The 20,681-nt window shown below is 46.2% G+C and carries 22 protein-coding genes and 1 CRISPR repeat array; of the genes, 5 read left to right on the top strand and 17 right to left on the bottom strand.

Annotation, left to right across the window (positions count from 1 at the left end; genetic code table 11):
* Window positions 1–60 precede the first annotated feature (60 nt).
* Window positions 61–372: direct repeats of the CRISPR family, unit length 32 nt; unit sequence AGTTTTAATTCCATATAGGTAAGATCGGAAAG.
* Window positions 373–539: 167 nt separating this feature from the next.
* The 7 genes from BLD48_RS16345 to BLD48_RS14685 all read right to left on the bottom strand — a co-directional run bounded on the left by BLD48_RS16345 (window position 540) and on the right by BLD48_RS14685 (window position 5,389).
* Complete coding sequence (locus BLD48_RS16345; protein WP_161487728.1) at window positions 540–695, bottom strand: hypothetical protein; 156 nt, start codon at window positions 693–695, stop codon at window positions 540–542.
* 16 nt (window positions 696–711) lie between these two features.
* A complete protein-coding gene (gene cas2, locus BLD48_RS14710; protein ID WP_071500880.1) occupies window positions 712–966 on the bottom strand; it encodes a CRISPR-associated endonuclease Cas2 in 255 nt (84 codons plus the stop codon).
* Entirely contained in the window at window positions 963–1,946 is a 984-nt protein-coding gene (gene cas1b, locus BLD48_RS14705; protein ID WP_071500879.1) for a type I-B CRISPR-associated endonuclease Cas1b, read from the bottom strand. The genes cas2 and cas1b overlap by 4 nt, the downstream gene beginning before the upstream one ends.
* The gene (locus tag BLD48_RS14700; RefSeq protein ID WP_071500878.1) at window positions 1,943–3,403 is read right to left on the bottom strand and encodes a hypothetical protein; all 1,461 of its coding nucleotides are present in this window, start codon (window positions 3,401–3,403) and stop codon (window positions 1,943–1,945) included. Before BLD48_RS14700 ends, cas1b begins: the two co-directional genes overlap by 4 nt.
* Entirely contained in the window at window positions 3,400–3,774 is a 375-nt protein-coding gene (locus tag BLD48_RS14695) for a hypothetical protein (RefSeq protein WP_071500877.1), read from the bottom strand. The genes BLD48_RS14700 and BLD48_RS14695 overlap by 4 nt, the downstream gene beginning before the upstream one ends.
* Before the next feature lie 143 nt (window positions 3,775–3,917).
* A complete protein-coding gene (locus BLD48_RS14690) occupies window positions 3,918–4,265 on the bottom strand; it encodes a hypothetical protein (protein WP_071500876.1) in 348 nt (115 codons plus the stop codon).
* Window positions 4,259–5,389 carry an ATP-binding protein gene (locus BLD48_RS14685; protein WP_071500875.1) on the bottom strand — a complete coding sequence of 377 codons (1,131 nt, stop codon included), beginning with the start codon at window positions 5,387–5,389 and terminating at the stop codon, window positions 4,259–4,261. Before BLD48_RS14685 ends, BLD48_RS14690 begins: the two co-directional genes overlap by 7 nt.
* Window positions 5,390–5,511: 122 nt before the next feature.
* On the opposite strand from BLD48_RS14685, the gene BLD48_RS14680 reads away from it, so the two are divergent.
* Together BLD48_RS14680 and BLD48_RS14675 are read left to right on the top strand one after the other, a co-directional pair.
* Window positions 5,512–6,741: a WYL domain-containing protein gene (locus tag BLD48_RS14680; protein ID WP_071500874.1), complete on the top strand. Its 1,230-nt coding sequence runs from the start codon at window positions 5,512–5,514 to the stop codon at window positions 6,739–6,741.
* Window positions 6,738–7,454 carry a WYL domain-containing protein gene (locus tag BLD48_RS14675; protein WP_071500873.1) on the top strand — a complete coding sequence of 239 codons (717 nt, stop codon included), beginning with the start codon at window positions 6,738–6,740 and terminating at the stop codon, window positions 7,452–7,454. Before BLD48_RS14680 ends, BLD48_RS14675 begins: the two co-directional genes overlap by 4 nt.
* A gap of 24 nt (window positions 7,455–7,478) precedes the next feature.
* Here BLD48_RS14675 and cas6 read toward each other — a convergent pair whose 3' ends face one another.
* The 9 genes from cas6 to csx2 all read right to left on the bottom strand — a co-directional run bounded on the left by cas6 (window position 7,479) and on the right by csx2 (window position 16,777).
* Window positions 7,479–8,168: a CRISPR-associated endoribonuclease Cas6 gene (gene cas6, locus BLD48_RS14670; RefSeq protein WP_071500872.1), complete on the bottom strand. Its 690-nt coding sequence runs from the start codon at window positions 8,166–8,168 to the stop codon at window positions 7,479–7,481.
* A gap of 15 nt (window positions 8,169–8,183) precedes the next feature.
* Window positions 8,184–9,338 (bottom strand): hypothetical protein, encoded by a 1,155-nt coding sequence (locus BLD48_RS14665; RefSeq protein ID WP_071500871.1) that lies wholly within the window; start codon window positions 9,336–9,338, stop codon window positions 8,184–8,186.
* Window positions 9,335–10,654, bottom strand: a complete 1,320-nt coding sequence (cmr6, locus tag BLD48_RS14660) for a type III-B CRISPR module RAMP protein Cmr6 (RefSeq protein WP_161487727.1) — start codon at window positions 10,652–10,654, stop codon at window positions 9,335–9,337. The genes BLD48_RS14665 and cmr6 overlap by 4 nt, the downstream gene beginning before the upstream one ends.
* 100 nt (window positions 10,655–10,754) lie before the next feature.
* Window positions 10,755–11,144 carry a type III-B CRISPR module-associated protein Cmr5 gene (gene cmr5, locus BLD48_RS14655; RefSeq protein WP_071500869.1) on the bottom strand — a complete coding sequence of 130 codons (390 nt, stop codon included), beginning with the start codon at window positions 11,142–11,144 and terminating at the stop codon, window positions 10,755–10,757.
* Window positions 11,141–12,049: a type III-B CRISPR module RAMP protein Cmr4 gene (gene cmr4 / locus BLD48_RS14650; RefSeq protein WP_071500868.1), complete on the bottom strand. Its 909-nt coding sequence runs from the start codon at window positions 12,047–12,049 to the stop codon at window positions 11,141–11,143. Before cmr4 ends, cmr5 begins: the two co-directional genes overlap by 4 nt.
* Complete coding sequence (locus BLD48_RS14645) at window positions 12,046–13,092, bottom strand: type III-B CRISPR module-associated Cmr3 family protein (protein ID WP_071500867.1); 1,047 nt, start codon at window positions 13,090–13,092, stop codon at window positions 12,046–12,048. The genes cmr4 and BLD48_RS14645 overlap by 4 nt, the downstream gene beginning before the upstream one ends.
* Window positions 13,089–14,663: a type III-B CRISPR-associated protein Cas10/Cmr2 gene (gene cas10 / locus BLD48_RS14640; RefSeq protein ID WP_071500866.1), complete on the bottom strand. Its 1,575-nt coding sequence runs from the start codon at window positions 14,661–14,663 to the stop codon at window positions 13,089–13,091. The genes BLD48_RS14645 and cas10 overlap by 4 nt, the downstream gene beginning before the upstream one ends.
* A complete protein-coding gene (locus BLD48_RS14635; protein ID WP_071500865.1) occupies window positions 14,660–15,592 on the bottom strand; it encodes an RAMP superfamily CRISPR-associated protein in 933 nt (310 codons plus the stop codon). Before BLD48_RS14635 ends, cas10 begins: the two co-directional genes overlap by 4 nt.
* 21 nt (window positions 15,593–15,613) lie before the next feature.
* Window positions 15,614–16,777: a TIGR02221 family CRISPR-associated protein gene (gene csx2, locus BLD48_RS14630; RefSeq protein WP_483297293.1), complete on the bottom strand. Its 1,164-nt coding sequence runs from the start codon at window positions 16,775–16,777 to the stop codon at window positions 15,614–15,616.
* A gap of 296 nt (window positions 16,778–17,073) precedes the next feature.
* Between csx2 and BLD48_RS14625 the strand changes: the two genes are divergently transcribed.
* Entirely contained in the window at window positions 17,074–17,556 is a 483-nt protein-coding gene (locus BLD48_RS14625; protein ID WP_071500863.1) for an RrF2 family transcriptional regulator, read from the top strand.
* Window positions 17,557–17,571: 15 nt separating this feature from the next.
* Window positions 17,572–17,961, top strand: coding sequence for a nuclear transport factor 2 family protein (locus BLD48_RS14620; RefSeq protein ID WP_071500862.1), 390 nt, complete (start codon window positions 17,572–17,574; stop codon window positions 17,959–17,961).
* A gap of 48 nt (window positions 17,962–18,009) precedes the next feature.
* Here BLD48_RS14620 and ypfJ read toward each other — a convergent pair whose 3' ends face one another.
* The gene (gene ypfJ / locus BLD48_RS14615; RefSeq protein WP_071500861.1) at window positions 18,010–18,855 is read right to left on the bottom strand and encodes a KPN_02809 family neutral zinc metallopeptidase; all 846 of its coding nucleotides are present in this window, start codon (window positions 18,853–18,855) and stop codon (window positions 18,010–18,012) included.
* Window positions 18,856–19,059: 204 nt separating this feature from the next.
* Here ypfJ and BLD48_RS14610 point away from each other — a divergent pair, with 204 nt between their 5' ends.
* On the top strand, window positions 19,060–20,586 hold the full coding sequence (locus tag BLD48_RS14610; protein WP_071500860.1) for a methyl-accepting chemotaxis protein: 1,527 nt from the start codon (window positions 19,060–19,062) through the stop codon (window positions 20,584–20,586).
* The last annotated feature ends 95 nt before the right edge of the window (window positions 20,587–20,681 follow it).

Genomic DNA, 20,681 nt, shown 5'->3' with positions numbered 1-20,681 from the left:
TATAGGTAAGATCGGAAAGATCAAGCAAGTATTGTTGAATGGTGTCTTGAATCTTGATAAAGTTTTAATTCCATATAGGTAAGATCGGAAAGACGCATGCTAGGTAAGACATCACATCTATGTCAGGTGAGTTTTAATTCCATATAGGTAAGATCGGAAAGCCTAGTAGAGGACTTGTACTACTAAGGGGTAGGTGTATAGTTTTAATTCCATATAGGTAAGATCGGAAAGTAGGGGGAACAAGACATTTTCAAAGACATGATTTCTGCTAGTTTTAATTCCATATAGGTAAGATCGGAAAGGGTCATCGTTGAACGTTTTAACTATACAGACGATGAGAAGTTTTAATTCCATATAGGTAAGATCGGAAAGAGCGAAGTTCTGCTCTTCTTTCATATTATCCTACAAAATCATGAAATAAAAAAGAAGATTTTCCTGTATTCACAAGAAAAACTTCCTTATTTTCACATACGAAACACTTTTCACACAAACTTATTTCACATATCAACTATATCGACACTCTGTTTTTGAAATGGTAATCATGTCCATTTGTCTTTCCGGTGATTCCATGAGGAATACCACGCCGCGAACGCAATGAATGTGATCGCGAACGGCGGAAAGAAAATCGAAACAACGATGTTTACAAGTAACAACGCCACAAAAACAATCATTTCAAGTCCCAGTAACAACATCATGATTCCTTCACCTCCTTTACCACCACAAGTCGACGACGGGAATACCGAGATACTCCCGACGTACTCGTTTGGGATTTCGTACGATATAAAATACAAGTTGATCCTCTTCCCGAATGTGCCTTCCAAGTTCTGTCCGCAACCGGGCATACTGCTGTTCCGTCAACTCGCCTTCAAAGACAGACCGTTGGACGGGATTCAGATAACGGGTACAGATTTTCCGGACATCCCTTCCCCGTCTGGCTTCGACGTCGTATACGGCAATGACTTTCATGGCCACTCAAATCCCGTTAATGGCTGATACGCCTTCCCATTGAAATGTTGTTGCAAGGCATAAATCTCAAGACGAATCAATTCCCGGTACGGCACATACCGTTTCAGCTGATTGTGATAGACGGTTTGCTTGAATTGTTCCCGCCAGAGATGCAAAAACTTTTTCCGTCCGAGCGGATTTAAATAACAGGCTGACTCGTGCCATTCAAAGTCTTCTTTTTGAAGAGTCTTTTGCTGAATCAATTTAAAGATAAAACCATCTACGAGGTAAGGCTTAAACAACTCTGCTAAATCCAGCTGAAGGGAATATTGCCGGTCGTTCGTCGCATGTAAAAAACCGATTCCCGGATCAAGCTTTGATGTCATCAGTTCACTTAAGACCAGCTGATACAGCATCGTATTCGCAAAACTCATTAAAGCGTTCACCTCATTTCCAGGCGGTCGCCGCGTCCGTTTCTCAAACCGGAGCGGTGTCACACGAAACAAATCGTCCAGTAAACGATAATACCGCTGACGCAATGCGGCTTCCTGTAAAAAGAGTTCCGGCGGTGTCCCCTTCTCCAATTGAAATGCCCGCTCAAACTCAAGTAAACGACGCGGATGCAATCGATGCGCATGTTCCTTTAATAAACGGATCATCTGCTTATACGATGCTTCGATAATGGCATGACTGATCGTCGTCCGTAATGCCATATCTTCATAAAATCGACTTTGTAACAACGTCATCGTCCCTGACGAACTGCGTTCACTCGGATGATAACTGCCGACGTATCTTCCGTAAAAGCTGTACCAATGGACGATGATCCCCTTTCGTCCCAGTAACTCGAGACATTTTTTGGAGACATCGATCTCCCCGAACACGTGCAATTCCTTCACCCGCTCCACTGGTAACAGCCGCGCTTGTCGTCCATCATCAAATTGGATCGTGCCGTCCTTTTTCCGCAACGTACCATGCTCCATCAAATAATAGATTTCGTTCATGCAAATCCCTCTTCTCCCAGTACGACATCTGCCAGTTGTTCGACGAATGCAAAGGCGGGAATCGGAAGCTGATCCGGATAATGTGGTGTTTTTACGCGCAGTGCAACATGCTGGCGATAATAACCCGACCAGGATTCAGGTGCATATGCCCGGGTAAGCGGGTACAACTGAAGCAACAGTTCTCCGGCCAGACGAATCGGCGATTGACTTTCCTGCACGGTCAAGGTCTCGGTAAGCAAGGCTTGAAACCGGCGACGCATGGAGTTGTCTCTTTGCTCATACCGTTCGTATTCTGCCAACATATATTGTTTCAGATGTTTTCCCATGTCACCGTTGACGGCTTGATGCTTGAGCAGAGCCCCCTGCTTGTGAATACGCCGTTTCTCAAAAAGTACGTCCATTACCCAATCTAAAAACCAGTCGCTCCCGATTTCCTGACCCGACCGTTCCTGCACAAACATGATCTCACCGAAAGAAAGCCGCCGTTTCCAATTCCCCGTCCACTTCGCACCGGTCCGCCCGCCAAGATAGACACCACCAATCAGTCCAACCGGACCCAGCAATGTCATGCCGACAAATCCTGCTGTCCCTGCCGTTAACCCCCGAATTCCGATTCCGGACAGTTCCCCTCCGATCTGTCCCGTCACTTCATATCCGTTTAAATCCGCCCGGCGAAATTGTCCCAGTGCTTGACTGCTTCGATAAAGAGCCAGTGCCAGACTGATGATTGGTACTGTTTCCAGGGCACCTGATTCAAATTGGTCTGCCTGATCCGCTAGCGTATTCGGCGCGACTAACGCTTCAACAGCGTCCGCACGTAACACCTCGTTTTCGTAGCCGCCGTTCCAAATCGTTAACCCCTGGTTTTCATATGTCTCCAAGCGACCACTTGCTTCTAATTGCTGATACAGTTCATCATTGATGACATAATGTTCGACGATTCCTTGATTATCTGTAATTGCCTGATGTAGCTGTGCCGGGTCCGCCAGCGTTTTGACCTGAACAGGCAGCATACCGTCTTCCGTCGTGATGAAGAGATCACTGTTCGGATAATTGACGGTCGGAGCCATCGCCACTTCATACCCGGAGTCTTCCAAGAACTGTTTGGCGAACAATTCGGCCTGATAACCGGATATGCCGTTGACGTAACCTGACAACACTTCAGGATGTTGCTCCATCGCGACTAACTTTTCTCCCCAATGCTCTGCATCCATGTTCGTGAATTCTTTCGGAAAACGTGCACTTAGCGTTTCAAGGACAGCCTGTTGATTACCAGACCCCAAAACGGCATCCAGTAAATGAACCGATCCACTGACTACACTTGCAGTGCTGTAGAAAAGAGCTTCATGGCGTACACGTGCCCGTTCACGCCCACGTTCCGTCAAGATGGTCGGTCCTTCATATGTCTCCAAATACCGTTGTATTTCAGATTTCCGCTTACGTTTTGTCCATTTCATGTATCACTCCCTCGTTTTCCTAACATTTGCTGAAAGGATTCTCCATGCTCCTCCCAACAAATCCGCGCCCGTTCAGGCTGTACGACACTCAGGACACAGTAATATTGATAAAGATAATGCACACGTTCGTGTTTAGTTTCCGCACACTCTGCCGCTTCTCGTAGCAAAGCCAGTCCTCTGTCCAATTCGCTCCGCCGTAAAGCCATTTCCGCCTGCCTTGCCAGTCCTTCCGCACTGTCTTTCGTCGCCCTTTTAATTTGGACTTTCGCGGAAGGCGGGGAGGACAAACGTTTCGTTGAAGTTTCCGCAGAACCAACCATTGCCACAACGATGACCGCCAAGAAAATCAAGAAACACGTCAAAAGAATCATTGGTCGTCTCCTTTCTTCAGGCGCGTATGCGAAATGATTTTTGTTTCAGGTTGACGACGGGGAGGGGAGGACGTGCTCCCGCCACCTGTCAGATTAAAAAATGTATAGAATAGCCCTCCTAAGATGAGTAAGGTCAGCACCGTTCATCCCTCCCGGTAATCATATTCTTGTTTGATGACACTCGACTGTGCGAGTTCTTCTAAAACACTGGGACTAATTTCATACGGTGCAAGCATCGTCTCAATCTCGACTTCATCAATATATTGATCAGATTCCGTGACAAACGTCGTCCGTTTTCGGATTTGATTCATGAACCGGTCAATTTTGACGACTGCTCGCAGCATCCCGTTTCGGGCATCATACCCCAGGTACCGTCCGACCAGATCTGCGGCATACGTGTTCAACCACTTTCGGATGTCATCCCAAAAATACAACAAGGTCGAGCTGATCAGCGCTCCTGCAATTCCAGCCAGTATCCACCACATCAACATGAACGGTCACGCTCCTTTCTTTCTGCCCGAATGATTGTTTCTGAACCGGCACCTTTTCGTTGCTGAATTTGCTCCATGGCCCGTGAGAATCCAGACCGTGTCAGTTGTGGCTCCTGATCGTTTAAAACAGCAGCCGCCGCAAACAACAAAACATCACGCATATCCGCTCCCGTCATTCCTTCACGCTCTGCCAGCCATTCTACAGTGACATCTGCTGCAAGCGGCAGTCGTTCCGACAATAAGCTTTTCCAAATCTGGACGCGTATCGCCTCATCTGGAAGCGGCATCTCGATACTCGCTAAAATCCGTCGTCGGAATGCTTCGTCATAATTAGACATCAAATTCGTCGTAAAAATCACTAATCCAGGATGATGTTCAAGTTCGGTCAGCAAAACACTTCGTGTCAAATTGACACCGTGATCCGATGATTGCTGGACACTGGTCAACCGTTTTCCTAGTAAGGAGTCTGCTTCATCAAAGATCAGAATTGCATCCCGTAAAGCGGCCTGTGCAAACAACTGACGGATATTCTTGGGTGTATCTCCGACAAATTTCGATTCAATTTCTGCATAATCGACACGGATCAGTGGACGCCCAATGTATGTCGCAATTCCTTCCGCAATCATTGATTTCCCTGTTCCCGGCGGTCCATAAAAATTAAGAATCGTCGCTCGTTTTTCAGAAAATGCTTCTGTCACCCCCCAATCCGTCAGACGTTGTTCCCATTCGCGGTGGATGCGTAACGCATGTTCCAACGTCTGTCGGGCTTCCATTTTCAATTGCACTTGGTCGAGCGTAATTTTGCCGTAAGTCGTCGGAAAACGATCCGCTTCTGGCAAGTCCCCTTCATTTGGGATATAAGAGACTTCAATTTGACGGGGCAGTGGATGATAACTTGTCGCATGCTGCTTGAAGATATGCTGTACTTTACGGGCGATTTCATCCAACACCGGACCGTCAATCAATTTATCTTGCTCGGCTTCTTTCATGACGGCAGCATCGTTAAATATGATTTCCATTTCTTCGGCATTCACCAAATATTTGCGTCGCTCTACTGATTCTACTGAAGGCATTGGTGTTTGGGGCTCTGGTGATGTGACAGGTTCTGTTTTAAATCGAAACATACAGGTCATCCTTTCTGATGGTTCCTCGTGATAGGATTACTATACAATCGTAGAACCGGATGCCATTCACAAAAGTTAGGGGGTATACTGGAAAAAAAGAAAGGGTAGAGGAGGGATTACATATGAAAAATTCTTTTTCAGAACGTGACTTACTGGCACATTTATTTATTCAGGGTGGCTTGAATGCACGGTTGGCTGAGGAAAAGCTGTCCTTGAGCCGCAAACAATTCGAACATCTCTGGAACCGGATGATTCAAAAACGATACGCTTCACGCTCTTTGCATCTGCAAGAGTGGCAGGACGGACGCAAGATATATCGGTCGCTTTTTCCACGCCGACACGGTTTGCCCGATGCCTTGTCTTATTTTCAGCATGCTAAATCACTGCAACGGACAAGTCAGGACGGCGGTTTCGGAAAACGAGTGCAACAGGCGGGTCAACTTTTTCTTGTACTGAAGTCCTTACCGGATGAAGCTTATCCTGTTCACCGCCTGCTCGACGACTACGAAGCTGTGTATGGGGACGGTGAGCAACTGCTGACACGCGGAGTAATCGAACGGGCACTTGCCTTTTTGATCGAGTATGGTGTCGTTGAACGGCAAGGAACGTTTTTCCGACTTATTTCGCCATTTTTTGAAGACTTATCTGATCAGAAAATGTATGAACTGTCTTTTTTCCTGCATCTGATTACGGCAACGACCACTGAAACGGTACCGGCCTATCTCGCACTTTCTGCGCTTGAAACCCTTGAAACAATCGAGCCGGTCCATTTTGAACAAGTCACCACACCGCATGGTCTCTTATATGAAGAGCTAATTTTCGAAATTCACGACGCCATTGAAAATAACCGGATGATTCACGTTCAAATCGGACATCAACCAGCCGTTCTATTTTCACCGGCCTATGTCTTTCACGATTTTGAAGATGGTCGGAAAAACGTAATCGGTTTTACAGGTGAACGGTTATGGTCTTTTCGAATCGACCGTCTGTCTGCAATCGAACAAACAGATACCGAACGTGAACTTCATCCTTTCGCGCAAGCTTTCCGAATTCCGACGACGGCCCGTCCGGAGGTCCTGATCCTTCAGTTTCATCTTGAGACGGTTTCCCCTTCACATCGTGCCAAGCTTCGCACACGTCTTGAACGGGAAACGAGTCATCTAATCAAACGGATCGAGGATGTCGGTTCCGGTTGGCGATTCTCCTGTTCAATTTGTGATTCATTCGCTACACTTCCTTGGATTAAATCATTCGGTTCTTTAGTGGAAATTCTTCAGCCCCTGCCCCTTCGACAACGTATGGTGGAACAGTTACAAACGATGCAGATTCGATACACGGAGGTGGAAAGATGAAACGAGACGAACCGTTGCATGATCTGGAGCTTTGGGAATATGTGTTACGACAATTTCAGATGGTACCACCATTGACCGGGACCATGCGGCAAGCCCTTTCCCCCGAGACATGGCAAACTGATTTACAACGACTACTCGCCCGCTATTTTCAGAATCCAGCAATTTTTACGATCATCAGTCAAGCTGTCTTACAGATGCGACAACTACAGTGCACTTTCCTCCATGACGATTCCCGCCTTCAGGTGACACCGTTTGGATGGCGATACGACCGGACGACTGATCACCTTTTCTTATTGACTGCAGTCAAACAGACCATCCGTCTGATCCGGACGACTGAAATCCAATCCGTTCATCTGCTTGGTCCAGTGACTCGGTTCGACACAATAGAACGTTACTTTGACGCAAATCGTTCAATCGATTCATTCCATTATCGAACTGCAACATTGCAGCTTCATCCTCATGATGCAGCCGATGAAGAACGGATTTTGATGAAGTTAAGCCTTTATCCTAAAAAGATTGTACGAGATCGTTCCGGACTCCTTGTGACAATGTATTATGAGACAGCCTATGAACCTACTTTCCGTCGTTTTTTACGAACACTGGGTGACCGAATTACGGTCCTCTCGCCTTCTCACCTGGCCGATCATATGGAGGAATCAACACGTGCGATGCTGGCCCGTTATATAAAAACAGAGGGTGGAACAGACGCATAAATGCATCTGTCACACCCTCTTTCTTTACTGAAATTCAAACATGCCGTGACCACTCGCATTACGTGCGCCTAAACCAATCCGGTAGAGAAACTTAGCCATTTCACGGGAAGCCTCCAGTGATAAAGGAACGGTCCAGCCTGTCACCAGTGTCCCTTGATCACGCGTCACATTTTTCCGGGTCCGACCGGGACGCAACGTAATCCGGAGTTCACCATCATACGGTTTCCCAAAATACGTCGCGTATTTATGTTTGGCATTTTCCTCAAGTTGTGTCAAAAATGCCGGGTCATCCGGAGTGAAATAATGTGTTTTTTTACCGATCATGACTTGGGAAACTGCCGGTGCAAGTAACCGGATACGTGGTGTCTGCTTCATTTCCTCAGCCGTTACTTGGTGAATTGCTTTTAACAAAAAGCGTTCTGTTCCGATCTGGAACTCCCCGTGTTCGACAAGACGATTGACAAAAACTTCCGCATGACGATCCTCGAGAAAACTCACTGTCCAGGTCAATTCCCCTTTGAACAATAATCGTTTTGAACGTGCGTCATATTCTGACTGTCCGTTGAGCCGATTAAACGTAAAATAGGAGCGGTAGTCGTCATGCAACTCCGGAAAGTCGTTTCCGATTGTCTTATAGATCATACTTCGACACATAGACTGATAATTCACAGGTAACCAGGCTGTCGTTGCTTCTAATGTAATGAGAATACGCACCGTTTCATGTTCCTTTCACCACAGTTGAACTTCTACTAGTTGATGCCAGTCAATCAAATCTTCCTGCATCAGACGTTCCAACTGCTTTCTTTCTCGTTCGTACGTCTTGTAATTAAACCACACACTTTTAAAGACAAGCACTTCTTCTCCTTCATACTCCATCCACCGATAAATGGCACGATGTTGTGGTGCACCGTTCATCCGGTACAACGAGAACATACTTCCGTTGAGTGAACGATCCGTCCAGTCCATTTCATGATGGAATAGCCGGTTCGTAAATCCTGTTGGCTGTTGCCGATGACTTCCTTGATACGTCTTGAAATCATCCAAGATGCCCGACATCGTGCGTTGTTCATGCTCCATTTTTTTCGGAATGAAGACACGTGGTGCGTATAAAGTTGGCATCGTGCGTAACTGGAGAATTAAGATCGGCGAAAATCCGACTAATCCCTCATATTGATAAAAATAGACGGGGTGGGCTTCCACCCACTCACGTAACCTTAGCGATAACTCGTCCAGTACAAAGGGTTCTGTCAAGTGAAAACCGGCGTGCCGGTAAAGCGCACGCAGCATCCGGATTGTTTCCGGTTGCTGTAGTGCTTCTTCATCGAAGCGAATCGGTAACAGCGGCAACGGAACAGGAGCACCGGACTGCTCGAATCGGTACCATGCCTCAAATCCGTACAACGATGCAATCGGATACGCTAATGAAAAAACAGATTTGTATCCTCCGATTGGCGCGAATAAGGTCGTTGCCGGATCATGGACTTCCAATATCCCGGCCAAATCCACCAGATACTGTTGCATCCCGCGTACAGCTTGTTCAGGTGTCGACATATCAAGACCATCCACCTTCTTTTGAGTGACACGATAGCCATACAACCGCTCTAAACTTTCTTTTACACCAACCGCCGCCAAGGTGCCGATTGCTGTATCCGAATACAACAATAAAATATCTGCCTGTTTTGCCAAACGCTGCTGTTTACGCCATCCCTCAATCATTGAAACTTCTGCACTGATCCGTCCCTCTTCGAGACTGCTCTGCCGAACTGCCCGTTGAATCGCTTCAGGTGTCCGGTCGACTTCCCCAAACTGATTTTGTTTTTGAAAAAATGAGATGCCGACCGTCACTATCGCCGTATATGCTTCATACCGCACCTGTTCGATCATGAAAGTTGTGCCAGATGTTCTTTGGCGTATTTGATACGTTCTTTCAACTTCTTCGTTGCCTGCTTCGTATCAAATCCTTCTAACCATTTTTGTACAACCAGTGTATAGCGCTTTTCAATCAACTCATCCAAATAAGTTTGCGCTTTGACCCGGTCCAAGTCCTGTTGTTTTCCGTCCTGGATAATTGTCGTGAGTTCGTCGAGCGCGACCTGTTGTTCGACCAGATAACGTTCTTCCGGTGTCAGGCGTTCGATTTCCTTTTGACGGGCGACTTCTTCCGCCTGTCCGATCCGCCGTTCTCGGATATCGTAATAATCCTGTGTCCGATTGGCTTCCACCGTAAAACTGCCGTATCCGACAGCTGTTTTCGCACCTAGACCGTGCGTCAATGCCCCTTTCAAAACATCGGGGAAGTACAGTAAAAACAGTTCGGGGTCGTATCCGACTTTGGCCAGCCGTGACTTAAAGCGGCGTGAAAAACGAACGACTAATTTTGCGGGACGGTCTGCTTTGACACGATAAAACGGTACCGGGATCGGAGAACCGGAATCGGTTGGCTCCCCATCTCCACCACTGCTCGTATATTTCTGATAATGTGGTGTCAAAATATCAGGTTGAATCGCTGCGTCCGCAAACAATAGATCATCAAATTCAACGATTCCCCGGTTCGCTTCCTCTCCGTCACTCCCTGTTCCGAACAACAGTTCAACGAAGCTCGTTCCCCCTTCGAGGTTCCGCGATGCCCACGAACGGATGGCACCTTTGATGGAACTGCCAGGTATCATCGGTACACCGTACGTCGGATGAATTTTCAAACCGTTCTCAGTGACATGACCTACCCGGGTCAGCAGACCATTGCCACTGATTTTGACATCGAACACAATTAACTGCATCGAAGCTGCCGCAAACTGTTCGAGTCGTTGTTGATGTTGTGCATCCATCAGTTTTTTCATCTTATCCGTCGTTTTGTATGTCCCGAGCGTCACTGCCGGTTCTCTCAAGGATTTATCCATTGTCCGGATTTTGGCTCCTTGGAAGTAATCCATCCGGTAACTAAGATGGTGCGTTTGCGCCGGCGTAACAGTCTCGCGATACATCAATAACGTCTGTTCATGGTATTCACCTTGACCGAGCGCTGTTGTATCCGACAACAGTGAACGAAGACGCACATCTTTCTTTTGTCCTTCATCTGATAACAACTTAGAAAGACGACGTGGAGGATTCTGTTCCGTCAAGATGACGGTCTCTTTTAATTTTTTTTGTTCTAACATGGATGGAGCCAGTTCTTGTGTCGTTTGTTCTATTGATGATTCCACCGTTTTTTTCGAAGAAACTATACCGGGAAGTTCCTTGTTCTTCTTATAACGTGGGCTTGGCTTCGATTGTACGTTTTTTTTCTTTTTCTTCGCCACGGGATCACCCTTCTTTCTTCAGCTCGATGTCAGCAAAACGACGCAGCCAGTTTAACAAAAGAATTGTTTCATCCGTCAACAGCATATACTGGCGTGTATCCAAACGAATGACTTGTTCTAAAAAACCGTCCTCTGTCGTCATCATCTTAAAAGGTGTCTCAGCCCGGAACCAGGTCGATAACATCTCATAGACGATTTGATAACTTTTTGAACCGGTTCCTTTAGCACGATAAAAAGCTAATGTTTGAGCCAAGCCGTTAGTCTTAATCAGTAAAGGCATTTTTTTGATGTAACTCTTCACTTCAGATTGTTTCGCACTGCTTTCTTTTGCAATTTGAATCGCATCGTAAGAAAAACCGGCTCTCAACTGATCAATTGAATGCAGTGTGTTCATGACGTGACCCCCTCACGAACGGGTTGAAGCTGAATCAATCCATGACCGATCGTTGCTCCGCCTCCAATTTGGAAGACCGGCGGCAAGACAAGTGGATCTTCCAACTGTTCCATGACTTCTTCTGCCGTCCATTCTTTAAACTGGTAGCCATTCTCGACTTTCGTCGCAAACCGTTTTGTTTTCGTCGCGCCAATAAAACTGTAAAAGAGCGTTTCCGCCGGGATATTCTCTTCATAGAAAAGTGCACCTTCTGCTACCGTCCCAGATTCCGGATTGATCCGAATCCGCGCATTGACTTCCATTCCTAAACGACACAGTTGTCCAAATTGCTCATCACTGATGATTGCAAAACGATCGCTCATGAATCCTGATTGCAGACCAAGCTGCTGCTCCAGTGATGTTGCGATGACATGTGTTGCTTCATCTGGGACGAAACCATCCAACACATATTCATCCAAGACTAACCCGTCATTGATTGCCAACATATCAGCTGAAGAGACCGTTCCCACCTGATAGCTCCCGATCCACGATTGATCTCCGGCCGTATACATCAATTCTCCTTGCAGACGGTTTAACACGAATGGGCAGGTGACATAAACAAAGATATTGTTCAATGACTTGACCGGAAGTGCCAGCAAACGGCAATCACTTAATGAAATCGCACCGGCTTGGGTCGGCTGATCGACTCCCGTTACATCACTCCCGAAGATGTTTTGAACGACTGCATCATCTTGTACGGTCTCGCGGACAGCAGCACGCATCGCTCCTTTAAAAGACGAGGCATCGATTTTAGGGAACCCTGTATGTTTTTCACGCTGAATCGGTAAATCTACGATACCAATCTCCGATCCACTTCCTGGGTGTAATGCGCTGAGGGCACGAACTACATATAATTGTCGTTTCATTGTTCAAAACTTCCTTTCTCAATTGGGGTAATCGGTAATAAGCAAGTCAAACCATAGCCAACTTCATCTGTCTCTGAGTGATGTGTAAACCAAAATTGTTCAAGTTGTGCTTCTGTATCCTGTAATGTGATCCAGCGGGTCGTTCCGGCCGGTCGAATTTGAGCACGTGGTTTAGGACGACGTTTTACCATGTCCCATCCCCCGATCAATTCGCCTCGACCACTCGCCTCAATCAAATACTCATCCGTTGTACCTAAACCCGGCATCAAGGCATAGATCCGGGCCTGCTTCTGTCCGTTCAGATGTTGCCGGATTTGTTCTTTTTGTTTGGAAAACGCAGAAATTTGTCGTTCTTTACCGTACCAGACAGTCCCTACGTTACCGAGGCGAACTGTCGTCGGATAGGTCTCCAATCCATCACACAGTGTGACAATCCGGACTGTTGGACGTAAGCGGCTGCGAACCGCCTGGTACAAAAAACCTTCCCTGACTGTGTGGGACTCTTCATCTATCGCAATCCCTGTTTTTTCTTCTTTTGAGACGAAAAAGGTCAAATCAACGATTTGTGAATAGTCCCCTTTAATCAATTGTTCAAAAGGCATCCATTTTCCTTGAGCACTTTGTGATTTGACGGCATGTGATGCCAGTAAACGATAGGCACTCCCATCCGATTGACCACTTTCCGGTTCGACCGTATGCAATGTCAAAGGATATCCACGGTAACCAGCATCCGTTCGAATGACTTGAACATCGAGCGGAACCGGTACATACAAAGTCTCTTCATGTTCCAGAAGGACAGCCCGAATTCGGAAAGACCCGTGTGTCGTCGGACTTCCGATTCGTTGTTTTAATGACTCATCCGTTTCTTGAAGAAAAGCCTCGAGGGCATCCTCCTGCTCCATGACCGCGGTGCGAATCGCTCCGTAAAATGTGCCCGGTCTCGGCGGAAAAACAGCTTCCGCTTCAAACTGACTAGAAGCATCAAAATTATTGTTTCCTCGGAAAAAGAAACTATCGTACGTCTCCCATGTCAACCAAGTCATCGGACGACCTCCTTGTTTAATCGTTTGGCCAGGAAGCGCTGAGCTTCAAGCAAGTGGAAATATTCTAATAATGTCCGAACATCCGGTAAGAGGTACAGACTGTGCAAATCGTCTACTAATTGCTCCAAACGATCAGCAGATGCTTTGCCGGAACTCGCACGCAAGACAAGGCGCTTAATTTCAGAACGAATCAGAGCCGGTGTGTTCAAGAACGGTTTTTCAGCATCTGTTGGTCCGAATCGACGGAATGCTTCAAAAAAGTGATACATGAATGTCGTCGAAACATCAGTCATCAACGATTCACGGATTCGATCCAGACGCTCCAGCTGATCAAACGGGACAACAAAACGTCTTCCCTGTCCGCTGTTAGAGACGATTTGAATTCCGACACCATCTTTTCCATCCAACTGTTTCGCTTGATGTTCCATTTCTCGTGCGACACGAATTGCATGTTGAAGCGGCATACTGGAATGAACGATGGCGATTCCGGCTGACATCGTAGCTGATTCATGTAAGCCATGTTCACTGCCGAATCGGTCATGTGCCATTCTCAAGAATGGAAATACTTTTGCTAGTGACACGAAAGCCAGAACATCGTCGCCCCCCGCATAAATCAATTGCACGCGCCCCTCCGAGTCATTGAACTGCTCTGTGATGTCAGGTACCTCGACTTCAGCGAATTGTGTTAACCGGCGGCTTAACTCTTGATGATATTGCAACGTTCCGGGTTCGTGAGAGGATAGAGCAGTGTCACGACCGGCAATCCATTTCCCCATATCATCCCCATCGGCCATTACGATTGCAAAATAACCATCTTGCCCCTCTGTAAATCCGCGTGTTGATTCAAAAGATTCGATTCCAATGGATCGATGAAGACGAGGATACAATCGCTTTAAAAGACAAATGGAACATAAATGTTCACTTTCTCGAACCATCGTGTGACCGTCGTTTCCTTTTAACCGTGTCCAGAGCGCATGTGTATTTTCCTTCAGTTCTGCGTAACTGTCATCCGGCTGTGTCGGACGATCTGACAGTGCATCTCGTTCATGACAAACGGAACATGTCAGATTCGTCTGAACCTGTGTCATGAACTGTTTGGATAGCTTAGTGGACGCAAGCATTTGCTCCAACCGAATACGTGTCGTCGGGTAATCGGTTAACCGTTCGTAGGCCCAATAAATTTCAAGGGCGTCCTCTGCCTGTTCGATTGCCTGCGATTTTACATGACCTGTTTTTTCATCAAACGCCAATTCAACGCCTGCTAATACTTGACTCGACCAGTAGGTACGAATGGTTTCTTCGATCCGCTGACCAAATGCCACTACGTCACTTACTTGACCATCGATTTGGACTAAAAAGCGATTGGGTAATGAGGCAACTTTCGTCCGCTTTGGAATCGACATCGGTTGGATCAGTTTTGCACCGGCCTGCTCCGATTCCTCGAGTGCAATGCGAATTAAGTCCGATAAAATATAACTCCCACTCCATAAATCAAGTGTCTTTCGTGCAGATGCAATGAACGATTGAACCGGTCCGACCGAACACACGAATATGTACGATGTCGTACTCATGATTTTCCTCCTTCTAAAAAGCGATAGACATCCTTTTTGGCCGCGTCAAATGTCCGTGTATCTTTACTTAGCGTATATGAGACTTCCGTTAAAATGACAGCAAACTGCTGACCGATACGCCGGACCGTAAAGTGATAAGGTGACGCAAAGCGTGGACGAATTCCACCACTTACCTCTTTTTTCCCATCGTACATATATCCCTGATAGGCATTTTCAATGATGAACTTCCGTGCCTCAACTTCCGATTTAAAGAGACGTCCTACTGTCGTTTGTCTCCAGGTCGGTACACTGTGTTGTAATAGCCCTTGTTCCTTAGTTTGTATCATTTGTCCGTTCCGCTCATAACGGATTCCGATTTTTTGAAGTACTGTCTCAATCTGTCCTAAGTACTCGTCTACACTTTCAAAAGTATCTGTCGCTGCTTGAAAAGCACCATTTCCCCGACGTGAACGTTGTCCAAGTGCTCCGACCAATTCAAACCATCTTAGTAGAGGTTCGAACAGGAAACGTGTTTCGTCATCTTGGTAACCAAATTGAACTGAGAACACTTTTTTAGGTTCAAATCCAAAGGAAGCTTGCTGTTTCGGCGGGTACAACTCGATATAGGGTCCCTTTTTCCCATCTTCCGGCCGTAATTTTTTGAGTCCGTCTGATAGGACGACACTCGACTTTTGAGCATCGTTATCTCCTCCCCCTGCCGTTCCGAGCAACTTTCCTTCTGCAGCAGCCAATTCCGTTGTTCTTTTAAACGTCGGTGCATGTAATGCACGGTACCAATAACGTAACTCTCCTTTCAGAGAAGGGATGCGCCATTCCGCTTTCATCGCTCGGCCTTCTGCTTTTTCAGCTCCATGAAGCAATAATGGCGTAAGTGTCATATATTCATTTTCTAAGGTTAATTCTTGTCGGATTCTTGGAAACTCTAGCATGACATATCCTCCTGTTCGTCCTTAGTCCTTGGACTGTTTTGAAATGACAGTTCCTAAATAACGTTGCAAAGCGATGATATCGGGTGTCAATGTATTTAATGACTCGATTAAAGTTGTTTCTTTTATCTTGTCGCCATTCATATCAGCATGCAGAAAGTTATTTCGCTTTTTCGTCAAATCATTAAATGTTGTCTCCAGCATCTTTTGTTTGGGTAACAGACATTTTTCGAGATCTCGTTGAACAATCTCATAGAACGGCTCCATACGGTATTCCTTGTGTTTACCACCGTATTTCGTAAATACATTTTTTACAGCGTTTCGTGCTTCTTTATTCAACGGATCCAGCTGATAGAGATAACACGTCTCTGTATAAAGACTTTCGACAAGAAACGTGTAAGCCTGCTGATACAGACCATAACGCAAACACCAACGAATGACCGATTCAACGACATCAACACGCGTTACCGCATCAAAAATGTCAGAAAATGTAGATTTCAGCGATTCGAACAAGTAACGATACGGTCGAAATATCGTCGTTTCCGGTAATGTATACGCATTCATCATTTCTTTCAGACGTACGATTTTTTCAGGTAACTGATGCGCCCGGCACATTTCAATGGCTTGTGTAACCTTTTGGATTTCCGAACCGATTTGAAAAGCTTTTAAGATAGTACGCTGTTCAGGTGTCAGATGTTGAATCGCTGCCCGCCGTTCCTTTTTTTCCAGGTTAATCAATTCAGCAGGATTTCCTGTCGACTTAAACGACTGAATCGCACTTGTCCATGCGCCTAATTGCAGCAGCATCGATAAATCCACTAACTCTCCGGTTTGTTGCTTTACATCATATTGGCCATAATATATCCCTTCGATACTTGATCCATTTAAAAACGTTGCGAATTGCGAACTTAGCAAACTGATTAACGGAACTGATCGGTACCCATGAGTAATATCAAACCAATACGAATCATCCGGACGTAACTGTTGATTGATCAAATCAAATAGATTCCATAATCCGTCTTCCGTTACCGTTTCTGTGTAGTGTACAAATTTAATTTCACCAGTAAATATACTTTTTAGCTGGCTCATCATTTGTTGACCGTGTTTTTCTAAAGACGATTCCGTAACAAAAACAACGACTTCATCCATTTCTTGCCCCCGTTCTTTTAGATAAGCAAGTGTTGCCACTTGAACATACGGAGAACGATATGAAAATTTACCTTTTATATATGGTGTGTCTAAATAATTTCCGGTCCCTAAAAAAGTTAAGAATCGTTTCAAATAAAAGGCTCCTCATCTTGTTAAAATAAAACCTAAAATATGTAACATTTTCCCGTTTAATAAATTTTACCATCATACTGCTATATTCTCCCGTTTTTATTTTAAAATATTTTCCTGCCCTGAGCAGAAAAGTTGCCTAGGTAATGTCTCATGTTATAACGTGGACAATAGTTATCCACGTTATACAAAAAGGAGAATATCTCATGCAAATGAAAACCGGTGTTGAGCAATCCATCTATGCCATGCTGTTATTGACGTTTTTACCGGATAAAGGGGTCCTGCCGGGCGAATTCATCAGTCAGCAACTCGGCGCTTCCCCGACCTATTTTCAAAAACTGCTCCGGAAGCTCGTTCATGCAGATCTGCTGATGTCTGTTCCCGGAGCCAAAGGCGGGTTCCGCCTGAAAGCTTCGCCGGAACAAATTAGTGTTTTTGATGTCTACGAAGCGATTGAAGGCAAACAATCTTTGTATGCGTCAAGCGGAGTCTTTGAAGACTTGATGGGTATCCAAAACCAAAACATCTGCTTATTGTCCGACTTGATGACAGAAGCCGAACAGTCGTGGCAATCGACGCTCAAACGCGAAACGATCGATTCGATCCGCCGTGAAATTTATTTAAATTGTCCGCCCGACCATCTGACAAAACTGCAAAGCTTAATCGAAGAAAAAATGATTCGCAACTAAAAGGAGATTATTATGATGAACACTACTACACTCGACCGCTATTTTGACCTATTTGACGCTTCCCGGACCGACGAACAAGCCTTCACCGATCTTGTTTCCCTGTTCTCAGACGATATCACGTTCGTCCTCAACGGACAGGAACAACACGGGATTGACGCCTGGAAACAGTTTGTTCGGATGGTCTTTACGGCCAATCAGGATATCAAGCACATGTATGCGGGATGGCTGCCTTCAGAAACAGGCGATACGCTTGAAACACGCTGGGCCGTTTGCGGCAAGCGTGCGGACGGATCGGTCTTCACGCAAGACGGAACCGATATCGCCCGTCTGGATGCAGACGGGAAAATCGTCTACCTCGCTAATGTCCCGGACGATACAGCGATGTTCAACCAATACAACGATTAATCTAAAACAGGCATCACTTCGTTATGAAGTGGTGCCTGTTGATCATGCTTATAAGTTCTTCGCTTTGAAGGTGTCGCCGCCTTCAATCGTTCCGTTGTCAAATCCTTTTTGGAACCAACGTTCCCGCTGCGCAGACGTCCCGTGCGTAAAGCTTTCCGGCACGACATAGCCTTGTCCTTTCTCCTGTAACGTATCGTCGCCGACGGCATTCGCGGCACCAAGTGCCTCTTCCAGATCGCCTTCTTCCAGCAGATTTTGTCCTTGCGCGTGATGCGCCCAGACACCGGCATAATAATCCGCCTGCAGTTCAAAGCGAACGAGATACTTATTAAACTTTTCTTCGCTCATCTTTTGACGGAGCGGCATGATTTCGTCCGACTTTCCGAGCAAAGTCTGGACATGGTGACCGACTTCATGGGCGATGACATACGCCATCGCAAAATCACCCGGTGCGCCGTATTTCGTTTGCAACTCGTCATAAAAACTTAAATCAATGTATAATTTCTGATCACCTGGACAATAAAAAGGCCCGACAGACTTCCCGGCTTGTCCACACGCTGAACTGACCTGATCCGTATAGAGGACGAGCGTCGGTTCTTTATAGGTCATCCCGTCTTGTTTGAATTCCTTTGTCCAGACTTCTTCCGTGTCGGCTAAGACAACAGAGACAAAATCAGCCGCTTCTTTTTCTTTCGCCGTTTCTTGGTACTCTGTCTGGCTGCCGTTATCCGATTCTGTTAGTCCCCCTAACAGATCAGCCGGATTGCCTCCCATCAAAGTAACAACGATTAGAATAATGATTCCAAGGCCACCACCAATCCCAGCGACTCCTTTTCCACCCATCCCCCGTCGATCTTCGACGTTTGAACTTCTTTCTCTACCCTTCCATTTCATACGCGTTCCTCCTACAAGTCTCAATGCATTTCTATACCCCACATCGTGTTTGTTTATCCTTGATTTCCTATTTTAAGATTTAATTTTATTTTAAACATCTTGAAGCTAAACAATCTGAAATGGCCAACCGATAGTGAGATACATTCAGCGTGTGCATTCGTGCTTTATTTCAGCTGCAACTAAAAATTGGAGGAATTTTATTTTATGAAACGCCGGAATCAGCTTATGCTTGGGATTAGTTCATTTGTTGTCATCTTGTCACTCATCGTTCATGTTTTACACCGATTCACCACTTTTGCTGACGGCTATCAAATCATTCGTGGAAACGTCAGTGCCGCCTCACCAATCGCTCTGACTTGGATTGCTTTGTTACCGGTCATTTGTTTGCTTGCTGCTACAGTCTTGTACCGAATGCGCCCGCGCAGTAAAAACGTACCGCTTTTGTTGACGGTGACGTTAACTTTCTCCAGTATGTCGATTGTCGCCGGCGGAAACGGACTCGTCGAATACCATTTCTCAATTTTTATGGTGTTGGCCTTGATTGCCTACTTCCGTCGGATTGATTTGATTCTTGTCAGTACCGTTCTGTTCGCCGTTCAACATTTTGCCGGATTCTTTTTTGTACCGGCGTTGATTTGCGGTACAGCCGGTTATCCGTTCAGTATCCTGATGATTCATGCTGTCTTCCTGATTTTGACGAGTGCTGCGCTCATCATTCAAATCGCTGTTCAGAATAAGGAACGTCAGGCGGCATCACGCCGCGAAGCGGATGCGACGAAACTGATCACGAATGTCAGTCAGCAGATTGAATCCCTGGTCGGTAGTTTAAAAACCAATACGAGGCATTTACAACAAGCCGCTGTCCAATCGGTCGAAGCGACCAATCAAATTGCGACTGCGATTGCGCCGATTGTTGACTCTGCCGACGGACAACACCAATCGATGCAACAAGGAACAGATCAATTGCATCAGGTCAATGCGGCCATCGCAACGATTCAGGCGAAAATGGCACGGACGGCCACAACGACGGAAAATATGACGAAAACCGCTTTGACCGGAAATGAAGAAATGCATCTGATGGATCGCCGGGTCGAAGCGATGGTCGAATCGACGAATGGTCTGCATACTTCCGTCACCGCCATGGCCGGTCGGTCCGATAAAATCCAAAAAATCCTGGCGAATCTGGAAGCGATTGCCGGTCAGACGAACTTGCTAGCGTTAAATGCAGCCATCGAAGCGGCACGTGCCGGTGATGCCGGACGTGGCTTTGCCGTCGTCGCAACGGAAGTTGGTCACCTTGCCGTCCAGTCGCGCAGTTATGCCAATGAAGTGACGGAAGTTTTACAGGCATTGATTGCGGATACCGATCAAATCAAGGAAACGGCAGCCAGTTATACGACGACACTGTCGGAAAACCGACAGATGACCAAGCGTGTCCGGCAGACATTTTCTGACATCACACAACTGGTACAGGAGGTCGAACAAAGCATCAACTCGATTCAAACAGCGCGTCAAGGAGTCGGTGTCCAGATGCTCGATATCGAACAACGGATGGAGACGACCCGAGCCGCTTCGCTTGAAGTCCGGTACGGCATTGAGTCGACTGCCGTCTCACTCGAACAGCAAACGACCGTCCAACACGAATTTGAAACGATGACCCAATCACTCGGTCAGATGACAAGTTCGTTGGAACAATTGGTTGATGAATTGACCAATCATATCGATCGGTAACCTAAACGATGCAGGCTCCTCCTTCAGACGGAGGAGCCTGCTTGCATTTTTATTAAAATTAAGTGGAGCCGTTCTAGGAATCATCCCAGTACATC

The sequence above is a fragment of the Exiguobacterium sp. KRL4 genome, assembly GCF_001870785.1.
In the GTDB taxonomy this organism is placed as follows: Bacteria; Bacillota; Bacilli; order Exiguobacteriales; family Exiguobacteriaceae; genus Exiguobacterium_A.
The sequence above is the reverse complement of the archived record's forward strand: the minus strand, read 5'-3'. Positions and strand labels throughout refer to the sequence as shown.

Coding starts and splice junctions, on each gene's coding strand:
- cmr4 (WP_071500868.1), bottom strand. CDS start 12,049: ATGAAACGACAATTATATGTAGTTCGTGCCCTCAGCGCATTACACCCA.
- BLD48_RS14625 (WP_071500863.1), top strand. CDS start 17,074: ATGCAAATGAAAACCGGTGTTGAGCAATCCATCTATGCCATGCTGTTA.
- BLD48_RS14665 (WP_071500871.1), bottom strand. CDS start 9,338: ATGATCGAACAGGTGCGGTATGAAGCATATACGGCGATAGTGACGGTC.
- BLD48_RS14620 (WP_071500862.1), top strand. CDS start 17,572: ATGAACACTACTACACTCGACCGCTATTTTGACCTATTTGACGCTTCC.
- BLD48_RS16345 (WP_161487728.1), bottom strand. CDS start 695: ATGATGTTGTTACTGGGACTTGAAATGATTGTTTTTGTGGCGTTGTTA.
- ypfJ (WP_071500861.1), bottom strand. CDS start 18,855: ATGAAATGGAAGGGTAGAGAAAGAAGTTCAAACGTCGAAGATCGACGG.
- BLD48_RS14675 (WP_071500873.1), top strand. CDS start 6,738: ATGAAACGAGACGAACCGTTGCATGATCTGGAGCTTTGGGAATATGTG.
- BLD48_RS14685 (WP_071500875.1), bottom strand. CDS start 5,389: ATGTTTCGATTTAAAACAGAACCTGTCACATCACCAGAGCCCCAAACA.
- cmr5 (WP_071500869.1), bottom strand. CDS start 11,144: ATGAACACACTGCATTCAATTGATCAGTTGAGAGCCGGTTTTTCTTAC.
- BLD48_RS14695 (WP_071500877.1), bottom strand. CDS start 3,774: ATGATTCTTTTGACGTGTTTCTTGATTTTCTTGGCGGTCATCGTTGTG.
- BLD48_RS14610 (WP_071500860.1), top strand. CDS start 19,060: ATGAAACGCCGGAATCAGCTTATGCTTGGGATTAGTTCATTTGTTGTC.
- BLD48_RS14690 (WP_071500876.1), bottom strand. CDS start 4,265: ATGTTGATGTGGTGGATACTGGCTGGAATTGCAGGAGCGCTGATCAGC.
- cas1b (WP_071500879.1), bottom strand. CDS start 1,946: ATGAACGAAATCTATTATTTGATGGAGCATGGTACGTTGCGGAAAAAG.
- BLD48_RS14645 (WP_071500867.1), bottom strand. CDS start 13,092: ATGACTTGGTTGACATGGGAGACGTACGATAGTTTCTTTTTCCGAGGA.
- cas2 (WP_071500880.1), bottom strand. CDS start 966: ATGAAAGTCATTGCCGTATACGACGTCGAAGCCAGACGGGGAAGGGAT.
- BLD48_RS14635 (WP_071500865.1), bottom strand. CDS start 15,592: ATGCTAGAGTTTCCAAGAATCCGACAAGAATTAACCTTAGAAAATGAA.
- BLD48_RS14700 (WP_071500878.1), bottom strand. CDS start 3,403: ATGAAATGGACAAAACGTAAGCGGAAATCTGAAATACAACGGTATTTG.
- cas10 (WP_071500866.1), bottom strand. CDS start 14,663: ATGAGTACGACATCGTACATATTCGTGTGTTCGGTCGGACCGGTTCAA.
- BLD48_RS14680 (WP_071500874.1), top strand. CDS start 5,512: ATGAAAAATTCTTTTTCAGAACGTGACTTACTGGCACATTTATTTATT.